Here is a 23260-nt window from a genome sequence, read left to right as displayed (position 1 = left end):
TACTCGGTTACTGGACACGAACGGGATTGAGCCCGAGCAGATCGAAGGCCGCCTCCTGGAGGGCGGTTGGTTTGGAGTGAAGGGTAAAGCGGTGCTTGGGGCGCGCGGGCACGTGCATGGTGTTGCGAGCGAGTGTTCCGAGATGCGCAATGAGGTCACCGAAGCTCATGACGCGCTGACCGTCTGCCGATCGCCTGGTTGTCTTCTTGACCTTGACGACGTCTGACGGTGCGGTGGCCGCAACTGGAGAAGTTCGCTCCGCTTTGGCTGCTGCCAGATCGGTGTCGTGGAACAACAGCGGCGCTAGGGCCTCCCGTAGGAGCCACTCGACATGGTAGGCGAGCATGCACAGGAAGACATGAGCCCGCACCCTGTCCGCGGTCCAATGACGGATCGGCCGGATTTCCAGATCGACGCTCTTCAGGGATCGGAATGCCCGTTCGACGTGCGAGAGATCCTTGTAGGCCTGAACTGCTTCTGCGGCATTCAGATGCTCGGCAGGCATGCTGGTTCGGATCACATAGATGCCGTCGAGGCGCGCCTCTGCCTCGATCTGATCGAGCCGTCTATGCCAGGAGAGATGACCATCGCGGATCGTAACGACGAAGTGCTTGGCCATCTTTCTTTTGTTAAGAACCGCGCCGACCGCCAGACCTATTTCGGCAGCGTCACGCAAGGGAGCGTTCCTGCGCCGGACCTTGGCTTCGATCCGGGCCAGTTCGCGTTCAGTCACTGCTAACAAGTCCTCACGCTTGCGCGCCCGTTCGGCGGCGAGGTCGTGATTGCGGCACGCGATCAGCCGTTCGCCTGGGAACATGTCCGGCGCGCTGATTTCGGCGAGATCGCGATCATCGAACAACGACAGCTGTAACGGCCCATTTTCCGCGGCCAGCGCCTGCACCGCCGGTGCACGCAGGCAGGTGATCCAATCGAGATTCGCGGGCCTAAGTTCGTCGCGAATGCGGGCCGAGGTGATCATGCCGCGATCTCCGACCAGCACCAGACGACTGATCCTGAAGCGATCCTTCACCTTCTCGATCTGCGCGCTCAAGGTTGAGGGATCCGCGGTGTTGCCGTCGAACACCTCCACGGCGATCGGCAGTCCCTCGCGTGTGCAGAGCAGCCCATAGACAATTTGCGGCCGGTCCTTGCGGTGATCCCGGCTGTGGCCATAGCGCGCCAGCGGGCAGCAGCGGCCCTCGAAGTAAGATGAGCTGACGTCATAGAGGACCAGCACGCCGTCTTCGAGATGCCGCCGCGCCAAGCCATTTTCGACGCGGCCCTGACGTTCGAGCAGCCAATCCAGCGCCTCATAGGCCTCCCGCTCCTTGACCCGGCCAAGGTGCAAGACCGCGCCCAGACTCGATACCGCCGTCTCCTCATCGATCGCGCGGACAAAGCCCAGCTTCGATCGTGGCGCAATCAACCGATCAACCACCATGGCGACAACGAGATCGCAGCAGCGTCGCGAGGCCGGATCCTTCGCCGCACCCAGAATCAACCGGTCGAGGCCAATCTTGCGGATCATTCCAAGCGCCGCCGCAACATGGCCGTGCGGCAATGAGCGCTCGACTTCCAGTTCCTGCGGACCAGTGCCGATGACCGTTCCGCCCTTCAGCACCGCCTTCAACGTATCGATCATATCACGCGGCAGCTTGCTGAGATTGGCCAACGTCCGCTTCTGCGAACGGCCTTGCTCGTCGCGATAACTCTCCCGCAGCAACACCGCAGGCGGAGAGTCTCGATTGGGCACCATCTCGATGAACATGCCCGAATCGAATCATATCCTCGCCGATTTGGGAATCCCCTTACATGGACACAATCACAGGATCATTCCCACCCTAACCCACTGCACTGACTCAAGTCTCTCCTGACGACACGAGCAAACTTCGGACTAGCGCAACGTCAGTTTTGCTGTACAATTTTTCCGGTTAGAACCATGCCGCAACGTCCTGTGCGCGAGCGCCAAGCGGTGTTCTCAATGCGAACCAGTTCACACTCGATCGGGCACGCCGAGACCGTTCACGGCTCGATTCAAGTGGTATCTCGATCTGCATGTACGGGTTCACCGACCGCGAATGCGGTTATCGGATAAGGGGCCGGCATATCCGCGCCTGCAATCGCACATCAAATGGATTTCGGGCATGACCAAGGGAGAGGCCAATGGCTTTAGATGCAAAGCAGCTACTCCAAATGTCGCAACAACAGCTCGACGCGCTATTCAGCGCACGTGACGCCGGGCCGATCCCCGACGGCGAAGCCAAGGGTACCGCGATCATTGCGCCCGGCACGTCGTTCAGCGGCGCGATCGCCGAGTTCATCAACATCTTCGCCTGGCAAGGCAAGGTGTTCGACGCCAAGGACGGGTTGCTGCGAAACCACATCCTGGCGTTCGGCCTGAAGGCTATCATCGCTCGCGTCTACAAGGCGCCCAGCTTGCTCGACGGCAAGGAATGCATCGTTCTCGATTATTCGGAGACATCGCTGGTCGCGTCGCACATTCGCGACGAAATTCGCATGATCGAACCCGGGTTCTATCTCGGCAAGGTTTACTGGGACAAAGCCCGGTTGATCGATTTTTCGCTCGACTTCAGGACCTAAAGCCGGATTGGCGGCATGATCCCGCAAGACAGTTTTATCATCGTCACAAAGATCGATCCTGTTCAGCTCGACAAGCTGAGATCGCTGCTCAAGACCATGACCTTCGCCGACCGCACGGGCATGGCGGATCCCGACAACCCGCTGGTGCGGTTTCGCGACTTCGACGAGATCCACTTTGCGCGGTTCGTCGTGCTCGCGGACAACACGTTGAACGATCGTGCCGATTATCCGCAGCTTCCAAGTAGGGAGCCGTTCTACCTCTGCTTCATGGTGGATTGCGACGGCTCGGCGGATGAGCTGTTGGCGCGCATGGCACAAAGGCCGGACGGATTGCGGACAATCGTCGGTCATTGCGAGGAGTTTGGCCAAACCACCGACCTGCTCGGCTGGCTCCGCGCGCGCCGGGTAAAGCCTGCAGCTTCCTACGTCAATTGGGTCGGACGCAGCGTCGGTCAGGTGCGGGAAGAGGCGCGGTTGCACGATCTGTTGCGCGCTGCGCTATCGGAGATCGAGGAGAGTGAGCCTCAGAAGATTCTCGTCCGCTTGCGGCAGTCGATTATGTTGCCCGAGCCGCTGAAGCCGGCGCCTCCGACGCCCCTCTCCTGGCGCATTCGTAACTTGGCGCATCTGTTGCTTCCGTTCGTGGTCGCGTTGGTCTGCCTCGCATTGTTTCCAATCATCACGATCGTGCTGCTGGGCATCGGCTCGGTGCTGTTTGCCGTCGCATTGCGCAGGCATGAACAAACGGACAAATTCGTCAAACAACCTTACGACGCCGACTGGGTCGCAGAGCTTCGCAAGAGCGAGGATCATGATGTAACCAACCAGTACACCGCGATGGGCTCCATCAAGCCGGGATGGTTTCGTCTCAGGACCGAGAAGGCGATCCTTTACGGAATCAATTGGGTGGCTCGCCACATTTTCACGCGCGGATCGCTCGCGCGCATCGGCACGATACATTTCGCCCATTGGGTGTTTCTGGACCAGGGCCGCCGCGCCTTCTTCTGCAGCAATTACGACGGCGGTCATGAAGCCTATATGGACGACTTCATCAACAAAGCCGGCTTTGGGCTGAACCTCTCGTTCTCGAGCGGCATCGGCTATCCCACTACCAACTGGCTCCTCGCCCGCGGGGCATGGCTGGAGCAGGAATTCAAGCACTTCCAGCGCCGCCATCAGATTCCCACGGACGTCTGGTACAAGGCCTATCCTGGGCTGACCGCCCACGATCTCGCCCGCAACAGCCGCATCCGCAACGGGTTCGAAAAAGCGGCGATGAGCTACGACGAAATACGCCGATGGCTGGCCGAAATATGACGGCGCGAGAAACCAACATGCGACGTGAGATCGACGCAACCGACATCCAGGCGATCGCCCGAACCGCCTTCGGCTCGTACAAGAGCGCAAGATACATGCTGTTGCGCGCTGTCGAGCCCAGTGCCGCGCGTCAATGGCTGCGCGGCCTTACCCCGACGAGCCTTGCGAAAATGTCTCTGAAAGAGCTCCCTCCTGAAATCAGCCAGATGGCCTTTACGGCGGAAGGCTTAAGGGCACTGGGCATCAAAGACACGATCCTGCAGCAATTTGCGCCCGAGTTCGTCGACGGCATGGCAAACAATGACAATCGCTCTCGGCGATTGGGCGACACCGGGGCAAATGCGCCGACGAACTGGTGTTGGGGCGTCGGCGAGAAGGAACCGCACATCCTGCTGATGCTGTTTTCGAGCGTGGAACAGATCGAAGCGTTCACCGACAGGATGCTGGATCAGGCGCTTGCCGCCGGACTGTCCAAGATTGATATCCTTTCGGACAGCGACATGGACAACACGGAGCCGTTCGGATTCCGCGACGGAATTTCGCAGCCTACATTCGACTGGGATCGCCCTCGGATCCCCGGCACCAAGGCCGATCAGGACTACACCAATCTGCTGGCGCTGGGCGAACTTCTCCTCGGCTATCGAAACGAATATGGCCTGCTGACAGACCGCCCGCTACTCGCAGCAAGCGAAAAAAATGTCGACATCTTGCCGAAAGATTTGACGGATCGTGGGGACGTTGGCCTGAATGGCAGCTACCTGGTCTATCGTCAGCTCGCCCAGGATGTCGCAGGCTTCTGGCGATGGGTCGCCAACGAGGCCGCGCGTTCCGGAATAACAAAAGAGCAGCAGGCCGAGTCGATGGTCGGGCGCAAGCTTGACGGCAGTCCCCTCCCCGACCTCCCCGTCGGCCGGTCGATTCCCGGCGTCGACGAGCGCAACTCCGGTCTCAACGGCTTTCTGTTCGATACCGATCCGGATGGACTGAGCTGCCCAGTCGGCGCGCATATTCGTCGCGCCAATCCGCGTACCGGCGATATGCCCGGCGGCAGGAAGGGGCCGCTCGACAGTTTGCTGACCATGCTGGGGCTAACCACGCGCCGCGACCGCCGCCCGACTTCGTCCACGCTTCCCTGGCGGCGCAATACGACGGTGTGGCCTTTTATTCGATCCGAGGATGATGCGGTGGCTTCGGCCCGCTTTCACCGTATCCTGCGGCGCGGCCGGGAATATGGCACGAAGCCAGATCGCGACCTGGGGCACGATCCCGCGACCGAGACCGGCATCCACTTCCTTTGCCTCAACGCCAACATCGCGCGGCAATTCGAATTCGTTCAGGGCGCCTGGATCGCCAGCGCGAAATTTGCCGCACTCACGGGAGAGCAGGACCCGTTGCTCGGCAACCGCGAGCCGTTTCCGACCGGCCCGATCGCCGAGCCGCAGCCCACCGATGGGTTTACCCGGCCCGGCGCTCCCCCTCACTGCCGGCATGCTAGCGGGCTTCCGCAATTCGTCCGCGTGCGCGGCGGCGCCTATTTCTTCCTGCCGGGCCTAGCTGCCCTGAGGTGGATCGCCAGCGATTGACCCGCCGTCGAACCGTTCGTCGCCGTTCGGCTCGATGTGGATTGCGCCATTCATCTTCTGACGAAACGTTGCCAGTTCGTCATACATCCGCTTACGCGCCCGGCTCTGGTTGCCGAGCGGACGATGCTCCGGCAGACAATGCCATGGATTGAACTTCAGATTGCGGGTGAAGGCGAATTGCGCGGGGCTGTCGAATTCCTGTCGCGGGATTCGTAAAGTTGCCACCGGTACGCGCGGAGACAGGCGCTCGGGCCAAAGCACGGCGTTGTTTTCGATCGGCATCAAAAAGGCGTCGGTCTGCAGCTGAACGCGCATCTCAAATTCGACGTCCATCTCCTTGAGGGTGCTGATCATGTTGTCACGCAAATAATTGTCGGGTGGACGCAGCGGCAGCCGCGGGATCCTGCGGTGGACATTGGTCTTGGACCTGAAGCTGTATTGCATCGCCTGGTGCGGTCCCATGAGATAGGGAACGCAGCTGTAAAAGGTGGCGCCGAGCGGGTTGGTCTGGGTCTCGTTCCAAAGGCCTTGCATTGCCATGTCCAGCAGATGGGTCCCGCGAAAATCCATAAAATAGAACGCCGGTAGATGGCGGCGGCTCCAATATTGCAGCCGTGCATTGGCCTTGATGTCAGGCGTCACGAACGTCGGCGTGCAAACCGCCGTGAAGTCCTGCGTGTGCGTTTCGTCTTTCCACAGCTTGTCGCCCTCAACGCCCATCACTTTGACGCTGATGCTGACAAACCCGACGTCGTCGATATCCGGTTCGATATGCGGGCCGGGACCGGAAAAACGGACCCAGCACCGGTAGGTCTTTGGCATCGCAAACAGGCCATGCCGGAAGGCTTCCGGCAGATTGTCGGCAATGGTCAATTCGCCGCGCACGAGGCCATGGGTCTTGGTGTTGCCGGCGCGCTCGAAGCCGCCGGGCGGGAAATCGATCACCAGATGACGCCGCATCTCGTCGATCATGGTCTGGACATCCTGATCCTCGCCCGGCTGCGGCGTCTCCTCAGCCAGCGCGACGTCCTCGCGGCTTCGCATGAGATTGATCAGTGCTGTGAGGAGCCGCGCGATCGGTTCGCGCAGCAAATAGTTAAACGCTGGCCGCAGAAAAGGCTGTTCGAACCGTCGCTCGAAATGCAGCAGGATATCGATGATACGGTGCAGGAACCTGAGAAGCATCGCCAGTCTCTCCCCAGCAGACGCCGCCTTGAGTACCGCCAATCGTCGTAAACTTTCGGACTCGCGGACGCCCGCAAAACAATACGCGAAGAAACGCTTCAACCGTAGCTTTCAGTCGACATTGCCACGGACCGACGCGAAACACAAAATTCTACGCGCCGCGACGCAACCGGTCTGAGGTCGGGTTTTTCTCGTTCGTGTTCCGTAAACACTTGAATTTGGTCGCACTTCGGAGGAATCGGCAGGAAAATCAGCCTCCTCGTCGCACCCGAAGAGGATCAAAACTGCCACAACCTAAGGAAGCTCGCTTTAATATTGCGCGTTTCGATAAATGGCGCAAAGATGCAAGGTGCGAGGCGAGGCAGTGCCGCCTTTGGGCTTTGAATTGCTGTCCGGTGAGCGTCGGCTTGACGCCCCCATATGCGCTGCCGGCGGATTTCGGAAGCGAGGAAGCGATCATGCAAGCAATCCATTTGCGCGCTCGTACCGCTGGACTCATGGGAATTGTCGCGGCGGCCGCCTTGATACTTTGGGTACCCGGCACGCAAGCCGCGCCCCCCGCCACACCGGACGAGGCGCAGCGCGCCGGGCGTACCCCAGCGAGTTTTCCGCAGGCAAAGGAGGACCATTTTCACGACATGGACAATGGCGTGGCCATGTCTCCTGAAGAGATCCAGGGGCGTAACATGTGGCTGCTCTGGACCGGCGGCAATGACCGGTTCTGGGACAAAGTCACGCGAAACAGCATGGCGACATTCGACCTCCTGAAGATTGTCACATCGCACCCAAGCCAAACTTATTGCGACGGAAAGCATTGCGATCGCGATTCGCGCTGGCACTGGCTGGGCGCGCTCAACGAACCCTGCTTCGAAAAGCCTACGGCGCCCGATCCGAACCGCTTCGGTCTATGGCTCGATGCGCGCCGCAAGGACTGTCCGGCGGAGCCATTCGAGGACGAGAAGGCCTATCCCGGCGTAAAGATCGGCGCGCGCGGCGCGACCTTCACCGACGGCTCAAAGCTGCCGGTCGGCTCGTATTTCGGTTATGCGACGGGCATCGTCGGCTTGCGGCTGTTCCCGAATCCGGACTTTGACCAGGCGGCAAAGGACAAGTGGGATCCGGAGAAGTACTACACCGACGAAAATTATTACAAGAATCCCGACCTCGTCCGGCCCTATCGCGTCGGTATGGCCTGCGGCTTCTGCCATGTCGGCCCAAGTCCCATCCACCCGCCGGCGGACCCCTCCAATCCGCAATGGGCCAATCTCAATTCGACCGTGGGCAGCCAGTATCTCTGGATGGACCGGGTGTTCGTTTACTCCGGCGACACCAAGGAGTTTCTGTATCAGCTGATGCATTCCTACCCGCCGGGCACGATGGATACGTCGCTGGTGTCGACCGACTACATCAACAACCCGCGCACGATGAACGCGGTCTATCTGCTGGAGCAGCGGCTGACCGAATCCAGCCTCTGGGGCAAGGAAACACTGAAGGGTGGCGAGCTCAACAACAAGCAGTTGCCGCCCTATTTTGACGATCCGAACACGTCCTGGTCGCCGCGCGTGCTGAAGGACGGCTCCGACTCCGTTGGCGTGCTCGGCGCGCTCAACCGCGTCTATCTCAACATCGGTCTCTACAGCGAAGAGTGGATGAAGCATTTCAATCCGTTCTTTGGCGGCAAGAGCATCACGCCGATCGAGATCGAGACCGCGGAGAGCGGCTCTGCCTATTGGCGGGCCACCGAGATTGGCACGCTGAACATGGCGAAGTTCCTGCTCAAGGCCGGGCGGCCGGACCGATTGGCGGATGCGCCCGGAGGAAGCCAACATTTGACAACCGACAGAGCCGTCCTGGAGCGCGGCAAGACGGTGTTTGCCGAAACCTGCGCCCGTTGCCATTCGAGCAAATTGCCCGACGAAGCGCGCGCCAAAATGGCGCCGGGCGGTTGCTCGGGACCCGGTTACCTGACCTGCTGGAACCGCTATTGGAGCTATACTAAGACCGACAAGTTCAAGGCCAAGATGCGCGCGATCGTGGCCCGGCCCGACTTCCTCGACGGCAATTATCTATCCACCGAAGCCCGCATCCCGGTGACGTTGTTGCGAACCAATGCCTGCAGCCCGCTGGCGACCAATGCCATCCGCGGCAACATCTGGGACAACTTCTCTTCCTCGACCTACAAGACCCTTCCCTCGGTCGGAAAAATCACGGTGCAGGATCCCTTCACCGCAGAGCGCTGGCAATACCCGATGGCCGGCGCCGGACGCGGTTTTACGCGGGTGCCTTCGCTGGTCAGCATCTGGTCGACCGCGCCATTCCTGCTCAACAACCGGCTCGGACCGCGCGGGCCGTTTTCCGACGATCCGTCGGTCGAGGGGCGCATGAAGGTTTTCGACGCCTCGATAAAGCAGTTGCTGTGGCCGGAAACGCGCGACCACGAGGAAAACTTTGACGGATATATCGTTCGCACCACCGAGAGAAGCGCGATCAACGTTCCCAAGCGAAGCATCCCGGTCGAATTGAAGAGTCTCGTCGACAGCCTTCCGGCAGAACCGTTCGGGCGCCTTTTCGATCGCGATGGCGCGTTCAAACTCGGCCCGATACCGAGGGGATTTCCCATCAGTCTGGCGGCCAGTTACCAGCCCCTGCCCGATCTGGATCGCGCGACGGCTGCAGAACGAATTGCCCATGTCGCCAACTTCGGTCGACTTATCGGGAAATTCCTCGAAAATTGGCCGAGTCTCGATCTTTCAGCCGATGACGCAAAACTGCTCGCCTGGGGCGCCAATCTTCGAGAGCCATTGCTCAAATTGAGCAAATGTCCGGATTTCGTCGTCAACCGTGGCCACTATTTCGGCACGGCGAAATTCAACGACACCAGTGGATTGAGCGACGACGAAAAAGCATTTGGAGCCGAACCGCCGCTCAGCGACGAGGACAAACAGGCTCTGATCGAATTTATCAAGACGTTCTGACAATGAACCCCGCGTCAAACGACGACTACGACTACGTCGTGGTCGGCTCCGGGGCCGGAGGCGGCACGGTCGCCGCACGCCTCGCCGAAGCGGGAATGAGGGTCCTGCTGCTCGAAGCAGGCAGCGACCCCTGCGATCAGCCCAGCCGCGCCCCGGAGCTTCCGAGCCAGTACCAGGTTCCCGCCTTTCATCCCTTCGCCTCGGAAAACCCGGCGATGGCGTGGAATTTTCTGGTACACGATTTTGGCGAAGACGCCTCCCGCCGCCTGCCGCGCGCGAATCCGCCGGCCGGGGTGCTCTACCCGCGGGCCTCAGCGCTCGGCGGCTGCACCGCGCACAACGCCATGATCTTCATGTACCCGCACGATTCGGATTGGGACCAAATCGCCGCGCTGACCGGTGACCGATCCTGGAGCGCGGACAACATGCGGCGCTATTTTCATCTGCTCGAGAATTGCCGGCATCGCCCGCTCTGGCGTTTCCTCTCCTGGCTGACCGGCGATCGCTTCAACCCGACAGGACACGGGTGGAAGGGCTGGCTCGACGCCGAAATCCCGCTGCCGCGGAAGGCATTCGGCGATCGAGCGCTGATGCGAACGATCAGGGACACGATCCGCGCTGACCTCAAACCAGACCAGCGAACCACGGTAGTTGCCTGGCTGCGCCATATCTGCCTGCGGTTGGCGCGCTTCCTGATCGGCGAGAGCGATCCCAACGATCAACGCTTGCAAGAGTTGCTGGCCGAGGGCCTTTGCGAAATTCCGTTATCGACATCCACCGGGCGACGGCGCGGCGCGCGCGAACGCGTCTTGTCCGCCGTACATAAACACGGATTGGCCGTCGAGTTCGACGCGCTTGCGACCAAAATCCTGCTTGATGCCGACAAACGCGCCATCGGCGTGGAATTTCTCAAAGGCAAGGCCCTCTATCGCGCCTCACCGAACACCAGCGGCGAACCCGGCGTGCCAAGGCGCGTCAGCGTCATGCGCGAAGTCATCCTCGCCGGCGGTTCCTTCAATACCCCGCAACTGCTGATGCTATCGGGCATCGGTCCGCCGCCGTCCCTCGCCGCATTGGGTATCGATGTCGAGGTCCCACTGGAGGGCGTCGGTCGAAATCTGCAAGACCGTTACGAGATCGGCCTTGTTCACAAGACCTCGCGTCCGTGGAGTTGCTTGCGGGATGCTCGCTTCGCCGCCGATGATCCCGTCTACCGCGACTGGCTGGCTGGCCGCGGCATGTATATTTCCAACGGCGCGGCGATCGCTTTCGCCTTGCGTTCGAGCCCGGTCCAGGCAAACCCGGATTTGTTCGTGATGGCGCTGCTAACGCGCTTTTCGGGTTATTTTCCCGGCTATTCCGACCTCATCCGCAACAGCCATGACGATCTCACCTTCGCACTCTTGAAGGCCCATACCCATAATCGCGGCGGCACGGTGTCGCTGAAATCGAGCGATCCGCGCGATCCGCCGCAGATCGATTTTCGCTACTTCGAGGAAGGGACCGATAAAGACGGCGACGATCTCGCCGCGGTCGTGGAAGGTATTCGCCGCGTCCGGAAAATGTCGGCCGCGCTGCAAGCCAGCGGACTGATTCATGGCGAGGAAACGCCTGGCGCAGACCTCCAAGACGATGAGCAGTTGCGGCAATTCGTCCGCGACCACGCCTGGGGACACCACGCGTGCGGCACCTGCGCGATTGGTAATCGAGACGCCGGCGGCGTCCTCTCCAGCGACTTTCGCGTGCACGGAACGAGCGGTATTCGCGTCGTCGATGCTTCCGTCTTTCCGCGCATCCCCGGGTTTTTCATCGCCTGCGCCGTCTACATGATCGGCGAAAAGGCCGCCGAAGCAATCCTTGAGGCCGCGAAGACGACGCGTGGGCATTCGACCATGCCAGCGGCAGGCCAAAGCAGCGGAGGTATCCATGCTTGAAAGTCCATTGGCACTCGATCCACGGGTCCGCGACCTGATGGTGGAGACCAAGGTCACCTGCCCGTTTCTAGGCAGCCTGGTCCATCAGGAATTGCTCAGCGTCAGGGGCGCACCCGACAATCCGCTAGCCAACATCGAGGATGTCAGGCGGTTGGGCAACGAAGGCGGCGGCGACCTCGGCGACCTGCTGGCGTTTTTTGCCGCCGGCAATCATGCCTTGATGCGCAATAGTTCGGGAAGCGCGCTCGACACGCCAGTGCCGGCCGGCCTGTTCTCGCTCGAACTGCCGGGCTCGCAGGGTTCCCACCCCGGACACAGCGGCATCCTGCAGGGAAACCCCACGACATTGGGCTCCGGACGACTAAGCCAGGCGGATTTCGATCGGCTCGCGAAGCTTGCCACCGACAACTTCCTGAAACGGTCGGATGTTGGCAAATTCATCGCACAGAATCTGAAACGGGATCCGAACTCGAAGGTGGCGAGCGCAAACGTCGCTGAGTTGATGGCTCGTGATCTGGCAGGCGTCGTCGGGGCCATTTCCACGGCCCTGGCCTCGAAACTGCTCGGTTCAAGCTCCGACGCCAACGACGATCACCGACTATTGGAACAGAAACTTACAAGGCTGATGGGAGAGAACAATCTGGTCGGTTCTGCCGGCGAGTTCGGCCTTCTCTTCGCGTTCCTGACCCATGATCCCAACACCAAGGAAATAGAGGGCGAACCGGCGCTTGCGCTCGATCGGGTCCATGGCATGTTTGTGCAAAAGCAGCTTCCGGATGGGTGGCAGACCTGGAAGAAATCGCGCGTGGATTGGGTGGTCCACACCACGGCGTTGCTGCTTGCTGCGGGCAAGGAATACCACCAGCTATCGGCGAACTGACGGCGCCTCACGTCAGCGCCGCTGGTTGTAGACATCAAGGCACACCGCGCCGAGCAGTACCAATCCCTTGATCACCTGCTGATAGTCGATGCCGATGCCGAGGATCGACATGCCGTTATTCATCACGCCCATGATCAGCGCGCCGATCACGGCACCGGCGACCCGCCCGACGCCGCCGTAGGCCGAGGCCCCGCCAATGAAGCAGGCGGCAATGACGTCAAGCTCAAAGCCGGCCCCTGCTTTGGGCGTTGCCGTGTTGAGCCGTGCGGCGAACACAAGACCGGCGAGTGCAGCCAGCACGCCCATGTTGACGAAGGTCAGAAAGGTCAGCCGCTCGGTCTTGATGCCGGAGAGCTTGGCCGCCTTCTCATTGCCGCCGACCGCATAGATCTGCCGGCCGATCGTGGTACGCGCGGTGACGAAGCCATAGAGCGCGATCAGTGCGATCATAATTACCAGCACGTTGGGCAAACCGCGATGCGAGGCGATCAGATAGGTGAAATAGATGATCACGCCGAACAGAAGAGCGTTCTTGAGCGCAAAGAAACCGGTTGGCTCGACCTCGACGCCGTGGCTTGCGCGCCGGGCTCGGGTCTTGACGCTGACATAGACCAGACCAAACGCCAGCGCGGCGCCGATCAGAATCGACGTAGGATAGAGCGCGCCGGCGCCTGGAAACAATTCCGGAATGAAGCCGGAAGAGAGTTTCTGGAAGGTCGACGAAAACGGGCCGACCGACTGGCCCTGCAGCACGGCCAGCGCCAGTCCCTTGAACACCAGCATGCCCGCTAGCGTGACGATGAACGACGGAATCTTGAAATAGGCCACCCAGTAGCCTTGCGCCGCGCCGATCAGCGCACCGAGCGCAAGACAGGCAATGGTGGCCGGAATGAAATGCACGCCGTATCGCACCATCAGCACCGCGGCGATCGCGCCGATGAAGCCCGCCACCGAACCGACGGAAAGATCAATGTGCCCGGTGACGATCACCAGCAGCATGCCGAGCGCCATGATCACGATATAGCTGTTCTGCAGCACCAGATTGGTGAGATTGAGCGGACGCAGCAGCGTGCCGTCGGTCACGAACTCGAAGAACAGCATGATCGCAAACAGCGACAGAAGCATGCCGTTTTCGCGCAAATTGGCCTTGAGAAAGCCCGCATGTTTGGGCGCTTCGGGAAGCGTCACGGTCTTGTCGCTCATGGATGCGCCTCTCCCAACAACTTCTCTTCCAGGCTTCTATCAACCAGCCGTTCGCCCTTACTCACGATGGCGCGCATGATTTTCTCCTGCGTCGCCTCGGCTCTGTCGAACTCGCCGACAAACGCGCCTCCGTTCATAACGCAGATACGGTCACAGATCCCGAGCAGTTCCGGCATTTCCGACGAGATTACGATGACCGCCTTGCCGGCGTCAGCCAGCTCGTTGATGATGCAATAGATCTCGTACTTGGCGCCGATGTCGATACCGCGGGTCGGCTCATCGAGGATCAGGATTTCCGGATCGGTGAACAGCCATTTCGACAGCACCACCTTTTGCTGGTTGCCGCCGGACAGGTTGCCGCAGGTCTGGTAGACGTCGGAACAGCGGATGCGCATGCGGTTGCGATAATCATTCGCGACGTGCAACTCCTTGATGTCGTCGATGACGCGGCCGGCCGCGACGCTGCCGAGATTGGCAAGCGTGATGTTCTTGCGCACGTCGTCGGCGAGCAGAAGGCCGAGCTGCTTGCGGTCTTCGGTGACGTAGGCAAGGCCGGCGTCGATGGCCCGGCTGACGGTCGAGAGATCGACCTCGCGCTCGTGCAGCGTAGCGCGGCCGGTGATCTTGCGGCCCCAGGAGCGGCCGAACAGGCTCATGGCGAATTCGGTGCGCCCGGCGCCCATCAACCCTGCGATGCCGACGATCTCGCCGCGGCGGACCTGGAAGTCGACATTCTTGATGACTTGCCGATCCGCATGCTGCGGATGATAGACCGACCAATTCTCAACCTTGAGAACCACCTCGCCGATATCAGGATCGCGCTTCGGAAAGCGATGCTCGAGGTCGCGATCCACCATCTTGCGGATGATACGATCTTCCTCAACCGCGCCGGCCTCGCAATCCAGCGTATCGACGGTGCGACCGTCGCGCAGCACGGTAATGCGGTCGGCGACGCGCGCCACCTCGTTGAGCTTGTGCGAAATCAGGATCGCGGACATGCCCTGGGAGCGGAACTCAAGCAGGAGATCGAGCAGCGCCGCGCTGTCGCGTTCGTTGAGGCTCGCGGTCGGTTCGTCGAGGATCAGGAGGCGCACCTGCTTGGACAGCGCCTTGGCGATCTCCACCAGTTGCTGCTTGCCGACCCCGATATTGGTGATCAGCGTATCCGGTGCCTCGTTGAGCCCGACCTTTGCCAATAGCTGCCGAGACCGCCTATAGACTGCGTCGCGATCGATCACGCCGAACCGCGACGGCGGGTTGGCGATAAAGATGTTCTCGGCAATCGAGAGCAGCGGGATCAGCGCGAGCTCCTGATGAATGATGATGATGCCGAGCGCCTCGGAATCATTGATGTTGCGGAACTGCCGCTCCTCGCCGTCATAGATGATGCTGCCGTCGTAGTCGCCGTGTGGATAGACGCCGCTCAACACTTTCATCAAAGTCGACTTGCCGGCGCCGTTCTCGCCCACCAGGGCATGGATCTCGCCCTGCCGGACGGTGAAATTGACGTCGTTCAACGCCTTCACGCCGGCGAAGGCTTTGCTGATACCGCGCATCTCAAGCAGTGTGGTCATTCGGATACCCTGCGGCAAGAAAGACGTAGATGGCCGCAAACATCGAGCACGAAGATACCTCGCGCCCTTTGCCCGGCCACCTCAGGCACAGCCCGCCTCAGTTGACCTGCGCCTTCTTGTAATAGCCGCCATCGACCAGCACCTTCTCCCAGTTGGTCTTGTCGACGACCACCGGCTTGAGCAGATAGGACGGCACCATCTTGACGCCATTCTTGTAGGTCGTGGTGTCGTTCACCGTCACGGTCTTGCCGCTCAACGCCGCGTCCACCATGTCGGCGGTGACCTTGGCAAGGTCGCGGGTGTCCTTGAAGATCGTTGAATACTGCTCGCCGCGCAGCATGGACTTGATGGAGGGTATTTCCGCATCCTGGCCGCTGACGATCGGCATCGGCATATTGCCGCTGCCATAGCCGACGCCCTTGAGCGACGACAGGATGCCGATCGAAAGCCCGTCATAGGGCGACAGCACCGCGTCGACCCGCTTGGTGGTGTAGAACGCGCTCAACAGATTATCCATGCGAGCCTGTGCCGTGGCGCCATCCCAGCGCAGCGTCGAGACCTTGTCCATGCCGGTCTGGTGGCTGGCGACCACGAGCTTGCCGCTGTCGATATAGGGCTGCAACACCGACATCGCGCCGTTGTAGAAGAAGTAGGCGTTGTTGTCGTCGGGTGAGCCGCCGAACAGCTCGATGTTGAACGGGCCCTTGCCTTCCTTCAGTTTCAGTCCCTGCTCGATCGACTGCGCCTGCAGCACGCCGACCTGAAAATTGTCGAAGGTGGCATAGTAGTCGACGTTGGGCGTGTCGCGGATCAGCCGGTCGTAGGCGATCACGGTAATGCCCTTGGTCTTGGCCTGCTTGAGCACGTCCGAGAGCGTAGTGCCGTCGATTGCAGCGATCACAAGCACCTTGGCGCCCTTGGTCACCATGTTCTCGATCTGGGAGAGCTGGTTCGGAATATCGTCCTCGGCGTATTGCAGGTCGGTGTTGTAACCGCGCTCCTTCAGCACCTTGACGATGTTGTTGCCATCATCGATCCAGCGCGCCGAGGATTTGGTAGGCATGGCGATGCCGACCGTGGGTTTGTCCTGCGCGAGCGCGGATCCCGCAAGGGCGACCGAACCAAGCACGATGGCGGATAGAGCAGCTTTGAATAGGTTCATCTTTCGCTCCCAGGGGGTTGAGCCTTAGTTGCCGCGTTGCTGCGGTTTGGCGCCAGTACGTATCGGCGCATTGTCAGGTACCCATCGTGGCCGACGGAAACGAGGGGATGATCGATCACGCATTGTGGTTCTGCAAGCATCATAAACTCTTGTGCGATGGGGCCGCTTTCATGCTGGACCGAGCCTGACACGCGGTTCCGCCCGTCCCCGTGCGCCGACGTCGAGAATGAACGTCCTGCCGTGGTCGGGATCGGCGGCCCTGGCCTGCTCGTCCATTCCCTCCCAGGCGGTGGTCACCAGCAGCCGATCGAAATGCCGGCCGACGAACGCCGGGCAGCTCGGCTGCGTCGCCGGCACCCGAATGGTGCGAACGCGCTCGCCTTCCGGCGTATAGACGTCGATGCACGACCCGCCCCAACGCGCATTCCAGATCAATCCCTCGCTGTCGACGACGGCGCCGTCCGGGCTGCCTGGCCCGTCGCTGTGGCCATCGAGTGTCGCGGGATTTCCGGTCGGCAGGGCATTCGCCGGGTCGACTGCGACGCGATAAAGAATTCCTTCACGGCTGTCGGTGAAATAGGCGGTGGCGCCGTCCGGCGAAAAGCAAATCGCATTTGGGATGCTGACGTTTGCATAGAGCCGGCGCAACGCTCCGCGATCAAAGTGATAGATCGCGCCCGCCCCCTTTTCTCCCCTGCGGCCCACGGTTCCGATCCACAGCGCGCCGCAGGGATGGACCCGCCCATCGTTGGAACGCGTTGCCGCATTGTCGGCCTCGAGCGGCATGTGAAGCGCAAGGCGGCCATCCGCGACATCGCGAACATAGAGGCCGTTTTCGGTCGCGAGCAGCTGGCGCTGGTCGTCGATGAAGGCAAGCACGCTGGCCATCAGCGGCAGCGCGTGCGAGGTGACGGCGCCGGATTGAAGATTTGCCTGAAACAGGGTGCGCTCGATGATATCGAACCACCATGCGGTATCGGTTACCGGGTCGTAGGTACAGCCCTCGCCGAGATGGCAATGCTGTTCGCTGAGGATCCTGGTGCCGACTTGCTCCACGCGATGTCCCTTTCTTTTGCGCCGTCAGCTCGTGGAAAATCGATACAGCGAGGTATGGCGATAGGTCTGCCCGGGATCGAGCCGCGCCGACGGAAAGGCCGGATGATTTGGCGTATCGGGATAGACCTGCGGCTCCAGGCATAGCGCGTCATACTGACGGTGGACACGGCCATATTTGCCGGTCACGGTTCCATCAAGGAAATTGCCCGAATAGAACTGGACGCCCGGTTGATTGGTCCAGAGTTCAAGAACACGGCCTGACCCTGGATCTTCCACACGAGCAGCAAAGCGCGGGACGCTGCTGGCGCCGCCACGCAGGCAGAAATTGTGATCATAGCCCTGTCGAATCAAAACCTGTTCATCCGCGTCGCGAAGGCGAGCGCCGACACGATGGGGCTTGCGGAAGTCGAACGGCGTTGCATCAACCTTGTCTGGCGCGCCTGAGGGAATGCCGGCCGCGCTGACCGGCAAATAGGTATCTGCCGCGATTGTCAGAACGTGATCGAGAATTCCGCCGTCGCTCTCGACGCCTGTGAGGTTGAAGAAGCTGTGATTGGTCAGATTGACGATGGTCGATTTGTCGGTCACCGCGGAAAATTCAAGCGAAAGCTCGCTGTCGCCCGAAATGCGGTAGGTGATCTCGGTCTTCAGCGTGCCGGGATAGCCTTCCTCGCCGTCCAGGCTGAGATAGGACAGTGTAACGAACGGCGCAGGGTTCTCGCCGATTGCGGTGATGGTCCAGGGTTTGCGATCGAAGCCTGCAAGTCCGCCGTGCAGGGCGTTAGCCCCATCATTGGTGGGCAGTTGAAAGCGGCGGCCGTCCAGCTCGAAGCTGCCGTTCGCAATCCGGTTGGCGTACCGCCCAATCGTCGCGCCGAGGAACCGCCGAACCGCGAGATAGCCTGCAAGATCATCGCGGCCAAGCACAACATCGGCAAGGCGCCCGGCGCGATCCGGCGCGAAGATCGACTGCAGCGTCGCGCCATAGGTGATAAGGCGCACCTCAAAACCGTTGTCGCCGCGCAACCGCACCATTTCAATCGCGGCGCCATCGGGAAGATGTCCGAAACCCTCGCGCGTGACCTTCGGCGCCCGTGATTTATCCATCTGCATCACATCAATCCTCGATGAATGGTTCGACATCGCGGCGCCGGCCGAGCATGAAGGCATCCGCGACATGAGCCAGCGGCGACAAATCGACGTCGGACACTCCGTTGGCGATCAGTTCGACGAAATGCCGATAGATGCCGCGGTATTCCGCCTGCTTCTCGTCGACCAGGGTGCGGTCATCATGAACGAGGCGGCTGCCGCCGGAGGAGAGCGTCAGCCGTCCGCCATCGGTCTCGACGTTGATATCCCAGGTCTGGGGGACGGTCTGGCGCCAGTCGAACTCGGCCCGGATCGGCAGACCAGTGTCATCCGAGAAGACGAGATCGGCCGCGATCGGGGCCGCACGATTCCGCGGGAAGGACAGTTCAGCCTGGGTCAGAAAGAATGGCCGCGGCAAAATGCGGGTGAGGATCGAAAGCGCATTGATGCCGGGATCGAACACCCCCAGCCCACCGGGCTCCCAGATCCAGGCCTGACCGGGATGCCAGACCTTCACGTCTTCCTTCCATTCGACCACAACCGAGTTGATTTGCCGGTCGGCAAGGAACGCTCGCGCCGGTTCGACGGCCGGTGCAAAACGGGAATGCCAGGTGGCGAATAGCGTTCGCCCGCTTTGCCGTGCCGACGCGATCAGCGGCATCAATTCGCTGACGGTCGCGCCCGGGGGCTTTTCGAGCAATACGTGCTTGCCGGCCTGCAACGCTGCCGCCGCCTGCGCCTGACGAACTTGCGGCGGCGTGCAGAGCGCCACGGCATCGATCCTGGGTGCGAAGAGCAGTTCGTCGAGTGTCGCAAAATGCGCGATGCCGTCGATGGACGCATTGCGGCTGGCGATGGCCGCTAGCTCGATACCCTCAGTGCCGGCGATCGCGGGGATGTGCTGATCCCTGGCAATCTTGCCGAGACCGACAATGGCGAGGCGGACGGCGGTCACCACGGCTCACTTACCCCAGCGCAACACGAGTGGATCGAGACGGCCCGCGATTTCGATCAAACCCGATCGAACCGCCGGATGCAGCGGCTGCAGCGGAAGGCGGACGGTTTCGTGTTTGATAACGCCGCCTTCCTTCATCAGCGCCTTGCATGCAATAAGGCCGCATTGGCGATTTTCGAAATTGATCAGCGGCAGCCAGCGTTGATAGGCCGCCATAGCTTCGTCACGGCGGCCGGCAAAATACGGGTCCGTGATCTGACGAATGCCATCCGGATACCCACCGCCGGTCATCGCGCCGGTCGCACCGGCATCAAGGTCGGCCATCAGCGTGATCGCCTCCTCGCCGTCCCACGGACCTTCGATTGCCGCGTCGCCGAGTGCGATCAACTCGCGCAGCTTGGCGGCGGCTTGCGGCGTCTCGATCTTGAAGTAGGCGATGTTCTTCAGCTCGCGTGCCATGCGGGCGAGGAAAGCCGCCGAGAGCGGCGTGCCGGCCACCGGCGCATCCTGGATCATGATGGGAATCGAGATCGCGTCCGAAACGGTTCGGTAGAACTCGTAGATGGCGGTTTCCCCAACCCGGATGGTCGCCCCATGATAAGGCGGCAACACCATCACCATGGCCGCTCCTGCCTGCTCGGCCCGCCGCGAACGTTCGGCACAGATGTGCGAAGCGAAATGGGTGGTCGTGACGATCATGGGGACGCGGCCCGCGACATGGTTCAGCACAGCGTCGAGTATCAGGTCGCGCTCGGCGTCGGTCAGTACGAACTGCTCGGAGAAGTTGGCGAGGATGCAGAGCCCCTGCGAACCGGCATCGATCATGCAGTCGACGGCGCGCTTCTGGCCATCGAGATCGAGCCGGCCGTCGCCGTCGAACACCGTCGGCACGACCGGAAATACACCCTTGTAGGGCCGTTGAACGGTGGAATTTGCCATGACCATGCTCCGTTTTCGCTTCAACCCGCCGCGCCGTGCCGGCGCAGGCCGTTGAAGATAACCTCCCTCAAGCAAACAGCAGAAAGCCGGTCACGATCTCGGTCCACCAGCTCGACAGATTACCGTCGAAGGTAATGTAGGTCTGGATCAGGCCCTGGATCAGGAGCCCCATCAAGGTGCCAAACATGAAGCCCGCGCCCCCCGTCAACAGTGTACCACCGATCACCACGGCGGCGATGGTATCGAGCTCAACGCCAACCGCGGACAATGCGTAGCCGCCGGCGGTGTAGAACGAGAACACGATTCCCGACAGGCTCGCCAGCACGCTCGACAGCATGTAAACCCGGATGATGGTCGGTGCCACCCGAACGCCCATCAGAGCCGTCGATTGGCGGCTGCCGCCCAGCGCGTAGACGTTGGTGCCGAATTCGGTGAACTGCAGCAGCACGGCGCCGACAGCGAACACCGCAAGCATGATGTCGGCGATCAGGGGAAGCCGGCCGCCGCCCGGGTGGTGGATCGTCAGCGATCCGATATCGGTATAGAGCGGTGCATTGATCGGGATCGATTCCGTAGATATCAGAAAGGCAGCGCCGCTGTCTGATCCGGAAGACCGACCCTGTGAGGTTTGCGGCAGCGCGCTGGACCCGCCGAGCAGGCTCTGGCCCCCAATCGCGAATTGAACGAGCGGCGCCGGTTGGCGGGCTTGCCGGGACTGGAAGTCGATCTGGCCCTGCATTTCGGCCGCGTGGTCTATGGCAATGTCGGGACCAGCCGGCGGCTGGACTTCACGGTGATCGAGCGGGCGGTGAACGAAGCCAGCCGAATCGAAGAGCTGTGCGACAGGTGGGGCGTTCCATACTGGTGTCCCACACCTTCGCCGAACGTTGCGCACGGCGGCTCGAACCGATCGACTCCTTTGCCCTACGCGGGCTTGAACGAAGCCAACAAATCTGGGCGCCGGCCCGAAGATGACTCGAAACCATCCAAAAGCCGCTCAGCGGGCATGAACGGTCAGATTTCGGAAGTGACCGTCAGTACCGTTGTCGACCCAAAGACCCACCGAACCATGCGCCTCGGCGCCACGCTTGAGATCGTGGACGATGAGTGCCGGCTGCGAGGCCGTTCCAACGTAGAATTGAGCAGTCGCACCTCCCACCTCAATGCGAAGGTGTGTCCACTCGTCGGCTACGACGTCCGCATATGATTCATATTCGCCGGGGTCTTCGCGCCGCAGCCGGTCGAAGTCATAACCGGGATAGGAAAAATATTGCGTCGAATGGTTGCGGCGAACCTGATCGTCGGCCCGCGCATTGGTCGGACGGATATAGAAGCCCTCGCTCGAAAAGCTTCCGCCCGCCGCGTCGATTCGAAAGGCGATCCCGATGAATCCGCGGGCCCCGCTCAATGAGCTCGGCAGCAAGGAGCCGGCGACATCCACCTCGATGGTGCCATCGTGGAAATCCAGGCCGGGAATGTATGCGAAGGTGTCCAGATCGGGGCCGCGATACGGACCGGCGAGACGGACCTCGAGCGCCTCGCTGTCGCGATAGCGGACCGGAGTTGCCGTTACGTAATGCAGTTCGAGCTGCGAAACGTCATTCAGAGGCAGTGTGACCGTTCGCTCTTCCGCGAAAACCAGCTCGATCAAGGGCACCAGCAACAGCGCCAAATACGCCGTTCGTCCAACCCATTTCATTTGTCCACCCCGAAAGGCACGGTTCGGAAGCTCCAGATCGGCCCGCGCCAATGCTCGCCGTTGCCTTCAAAACGGACAAGCCGGCATATGTTCGGTGCGGCCGTGATGGCATGCGGCCAGAATGCCTTGGCCGCTGCATTGCGCTCCGCCACGGCGACCTCCCAGTGACCCGGATACAACAGCAGGATTTGGCGGATAGCCTCGGTCGCTACGCCGCGGCGCCGATGTTTTCGCGCCACAAAGAACTCCGCCATGTTGTGCTCAACCCGTCCGCCGCGGTGGGAACGGGTGTCGACCAAGACGAATCCGGCGAGCCGTTGCCTGACGTAAATCAGCAGTGGACGGAAACCCTCGATGCGCCAATAGCAATCGATGTCCGGAAGCGGCGGATAGAAGCCGTGATCACCAAACTCCATCTGGCGGGAGCCGACCGTCTCCATCTCCGAGAAGTCGTAGATATAGAATTGCGAGAGGTTCTCGATCAACGGCCGCTCGCGATCGCCGGCGAGCCTGATGCTGACGGTCTCGTGGTCCGCCTTCATCATCGCTCGCCCTAGCAGCCGCGGTTCCCGCATCACTCGCCCTTGCGGAGGAATACGTAGTCCGCCGCATAGGCGACGCTGAGATGTTCGCCCACGCGCCCGCACGGTCCCTCTGCAAGTCCTCCTTTGGTGTCGATGCGCAGAACGGTCGTGGCATCGGACAGCATGCCTTTGCCGCGACGATCCGTCACTTCGAGTCTCAGCCACGCGATATCCTTTTAGGTCGCGCCGGCCGCACTTGCGACCACCTTGCCCTTCGCGCCGCTGCCATCGATATGATCCCAGTTTGGCCCGGCGTGATGCCGTCCAACCGATTTTCCATCAACGAAGAGGGTCGCGACCGGTTCGACAAATTGCCACGTCAGTGCTGGTCCTCCCGATGCAGATTTGTCGGCTGGTTTGCACTCGTAGATCTGAGCGCCCTCCGCATGAAGCTGGACGAGTACGATCTCGCCGGGCGCGACCAACGCCACTTGCGCCGATGCCTCGACAGCCGACAAAGCGCTAACAATCAAAGCAACGCCAAATAACAATTTCGAGGAACGGTTCATGGAGTATCCTGACTT

Annotated in this window: 17 protein-coding genes and 2 pseudogenes; 6 read left to right on the top strand and 13 right to left on the bottom strand. The window is 61.1% G+C overall.

Annotation, left to right across the window (positions count from 1 at the left end):
* Nucleotides 1-7: 7 nt before the first annotated feature.
* Entirely contained in the window at nt 8-1768 is a 1761-nt protein-coding gene (locus V1289_RS39905; protein WP_334395305.1) for an IS1634 family transposase, read from the bottom strand.
* A gap of 395 nt (nt 1769-2163) precedes the next feature.
* On the opposite strand from V1289_RS39905, the gene V1289_RS39900 reads away from it, so the two are divergent.
* The 3 genes from V1289_RS39900 to V1289_RS39890 are packed head-to-tail and all read left to right on the top strand — an operon-like array spanning nt 2164 to nt 5501.
* Complete coding sequence (locus V1289_RS39900; RefSeq protein WP_334404585.1) at nt 2164-2601, top strand: hypothetical protein; 438 nt, start codon at nt 2164-2166, stop codon at nt 2599-2601.
* Nucleotides 2602-2616: 15 nt separating this feature from the next.
* Nucleotides 2617-3918, top strand: a complete 1302-nt coding sequence (locus V1289_RS39895) for a hypothetical protein (RefSeq protein ID WP_334404584.1) — start codon at nt 2617-2619, stop codon at nt 3916-3918.
* A 17-nt stretch (nt 3919-3935) separates the two neighbouring features.
* Nucleotides 3936-5501, top strand: coding sequence for a Dyp-type peroxidase (locus V1289_RS39890; protein WP_334404583.1), 1566 nt, complete (start codon nt 3936-3938; stop codon nt 5499-5501).
* On the opposite strand, the gene V1289_RS39885 is transcribed toward V1289_RS39890, so the two are convergent.
* Nucleotides 5469-6686, bottom strand: coding sequence for a catalase family protein (locus V1289_RS39885; RefSeq protein WP_334404582.1), 1218 nt, complete (start codon nt 6684-6686; stop codon nt 5469-5471). The two genes, V1289_RS39890 and V1289_RS39885, sit on opposite strands and share 33 nt — an antisense overlap.
* 458 nt (nt 6687-7144) lie before the next feature.
* On the opposite strand from V1289_RS39885, the gene V1289_RS39880 reads away from it, so the two are divergent.
* The 3 genes from V1289_RS39880 to V1289_RS39870 are packed head-to-tail and all read left to right on the top strand — an operon-like array spanning nt 7145 to nt 12475.
* Complete coding sequence (locus V1289_RS39880) at nt 7145-9661, top strand: hypothetical protein (RefSeq protein WP_334404581.1); 2517 nt, start codon at nt 7145-7147, stop codon at nt 9659-9661.
* A 2-nt stretch (nt 9662-9663) separates the two neighbouring features.
* Entirely contained in the window at nt 9664-11595 is a 1932-nt protein-coding gene (locus tag V1289_RS39875; RefSeq protein WP_334404580.1) for a GMC family oxidoreductase, read from the top strand.
* Complete coding sequence (locus tag V1289_RS39870) at nt 11588-12475, top strand: hypothetical protein (RefSeq protein ID WP_334404578.1); 888 nt, start codon at nt 11588-11590, stop codon at nt 12473-12475. The genes V1289_RS39875 and V1289_RS39870 overlap by 8 nt, the downstream gene beginning before the upstream one ends.
* Before the next feature lie 12 nt (nt 12476-12487).
* Here the strand turns inward: V1289_RS39870 and mmsB are convergent, their stop codons facing one another.
* The 11 genes and pseudogenes from mmsB to V1289_RS39815 form a co-directional block, all read right to left on the bottom strand.
* Nucleotides 12488-13678, bottom strand: a complete 1191-nt coding sequence (gene mmsB / locus V1289_RS39865) for a multiple monosaccharide ABC transporter permease (RefSeq protein WP_334404576.1) — start codon at nt 13676-13678, stop codon at nt 12488-12490.
* Complete coding sequence (mmsA, locus tag V1289_RS39860; RefSeq protein WP_334404575.1) at nt 13675-15252, bottom strand: multiple monosaccharide ABC transporter ATP-binding protein; 1578 nt, start codon at nt 15250-15252, stop codon at nt 13675-13677. The genes mmsB and mmsA overlap by 4 nt, the downstream gene beginning before the upstream one ends.
* A gap of 97 nt (nt 15253-15349) precedes the next feature.
* Nucleotides 15350-16414, bottom strand: a complete 1065-nt coding sequence (gene chvE / locus V1289_RS39855; RefSeq protein WP_334404574.1) for a multiple monosaccharide ABC transporter substrate-binding protein — start codon at nt 16412-16414, stop codon at nt 15350-15352.
* Nucleotides 16415-16582: 168 nt separating this feature from the next.
* Entirely contained in the window at nt 16583-17470 is an 888-nt protein-coding gene (locus V1289_RS39850) for an SMP-30/gluconolactonase/LRE family protein (protein WP_334404573.1), read from the bottom strand.
* Between the two features lie 24 nt (nt 17471-17494).
* Nucleotides 17495-18583, bottom strand: coding sequence for an aldose epimerase family protein (locus V1289_RS39845; protein WP_334404571.1), 1089 nt, complete (start codon nt 18581-18583; stop codon nt 17495-17497).
* A gap of 4 nt (nt 18584-18587) precedes the next feature.
* Complete coding sequence (locus tag V1289_RS39840; protein ID WP_334404570.1) at nt 18588-19514, bottom strand: Gfo/Idh/MocA family protein; 927 nt, start codon at nt 19512-19514, stop codon at nt 18588-18590.
* Between the two features lie 6 nt (nt 19515-19520).
* Nucleotides 19521-20453, bottom strand: coding sequence for a dihydrodipicolinate synthase family protein (locus V1289_RS39835; RefSeq protein WP_334404568.1), 933 nt, complete (start codon nt 20451-20453; stop codon nt 19521-19523).
* Nucleotides 20454-20523: 70 nt separating this feature from the next.
* A pseudogene (locus tag V1289_RS39830) lies at nt 20524-21192 on the bottom strand (ABC transporter permease subunit); the annotation flags it as partial.
* Between the two features lie 258 nt (nt 21193-21450).
* Nucleotides 21451-22152 carry a hypothetical protein gene (locus V1289_RS39825; protein ID WP_334404566.1) on the bottom strand — a complete coding sequence of 234 codons (702 nt, stop codon included), beginning with the start codon at nt 22150-22152 and terminating at the stop codon, nt 21451-21453.
* On the bottom strand, nt 22149-22694 hold the full coding sequence (locus tag V1289_RS39820) for a GNAT family N-acetyltransferase (protein WP_334404564.1): 546 nt from the start codon (nt 22692-22694) through the stop codon (nt 22149-22151). The genes V1289_RS39825 and V1289_RS39820 overlap by 4 nt, the downstream gene beginning before the upstream one ends.
* Nucleotides 22695-22726: 32 nt before the next feature.
* A pseudogene (locus V1289_RS39815) lies at nt 22727-23245 on the bottom strand (DUF3455 domain-containing protein).
* Between the last annotated feature and the right edge of the window lie 15 nt (nt 23246-23260).

It is taken from the genome of Bradyrhizobium sp. AZCC 2289, from assembly GCF_036924615.1.
GTDB lineage: Bacteria > Pseudomonadota > Alphaproteobacteria > Rhizobiales > Xanthobacteraceae > Bradyrhizobium.
The sequence above is the reverse complement of the archived record's forward strand: the minus strand, read 5'-3'. Positions and strand labels throughout refer to the sequence as shown.

Excerpts from the sequence above, each read along its gene's own strand:
- V1289_RS39895 (WP_334404584.1), top strand. The coding sequence starts at position 2,617 with ATGATCCCGCAAGACAGTTTTATCATCGTCACAAAGATCGATCCTGTT.
- mmsA (WP_334404575.1), bottom strand. The coding sequence starts at position 15,252 with ATGACCACACTGCTTGAGATGCGCGGTATCAGCAAAGCCTTCGCCGGC.
- V1289_RS39835 (WP_334404568.1), bottom strand. The coding sequence starts at position 20,453 with ATGGCAAATTCCACCGTTCAACGGCCCTACAAGGGTGTATTTCCGGTC.
- V1289_RS39885 (WP_334404582.1), bottom strand. The coding sequence starts at position 6,686 with ATGCTTCTCAGGTTCCTGCACCGTATCATCGATATCCTGCTGCATTTC.
- chvE (WP_334404574.1), bottom strand. The coding sequence starts at position 16,414 with ATGAACCTATTCAAAGCTGCTCTATCCGCCATCGTGCTTGGTTCGGTC.
- V1289_RS39890 (WP_334404583.1), top strand. The coding sequence starts at position 3,936 with ATGCGACGTGAGATCGACGCAACCGACATCCAGGCGATCGCCCGAACC.
- V1289_RS39900 (WP_334404585.1), top strand. The coding sequence starts at position 2,164 with ATGGCTTTAGATGCAAAGCAGCTACTCCAAATGTCGCAACAACAGCTC.
- V1289_RS39825 (WP_334404566.1), bottom strand. The coding sequence starts at position 22,152 with ATGAAATGGGTTGGACGAACGGCGTATTTGGCGCTGTTGCTGGTGCCC.
- V1289_RS39880 (WP_334404581.1), top strand. The coding sequence starts at position 7,145 with ATGCAAGCAATCCATTTGCGCGCTCGTACCGCTGGACTCATGGGAATT.
- V1289_RS39845 (WP_334404571.1), bottom strand. The coding sequence starts at position 18,583 with ATGCAGATGGATAAATCACGGGCGCCGAAGGTCACGCGCGAGGGTTTC.
- V1289_RS39820 (WP_334404564.1), bottom strand. The coding sequence starts at position 22,694 with ATGAAGGCGGACCACGAGACCGTCAGCATCAGGCTCGCCGGCGATCGC.
- V1289_RS39905 (WP_334395305.1), bottom strand. The coding sequence starts at position 1,768 with ATGTTCATCGAGATGGTGCCCAATCGAGACTCTCCGCCTGCGGTGTTG.
- V1289_RS39870 (WP_334404578.1), top strand. The coding sequence starts at position 11,588 with ATGCTTGAAAGTCCATTGGCACTCGATCCACGGGTCCGCGACCTGATG.
- mmsB (WP_334404576.1), bottom strand. The coding sequence starts at position 13,678 with ATGAGCGACAAGACCGTGACGCTTCCCGAAGCGCCCAAACATGCGGGC.
- V1289_RS39875 (WP_334404580.1), top strand. The coding sequence starts at position 9,664 with ATGAACCCCGCGTCAAACGACGACTACGACTACGTCGTGGTCGGCTCC.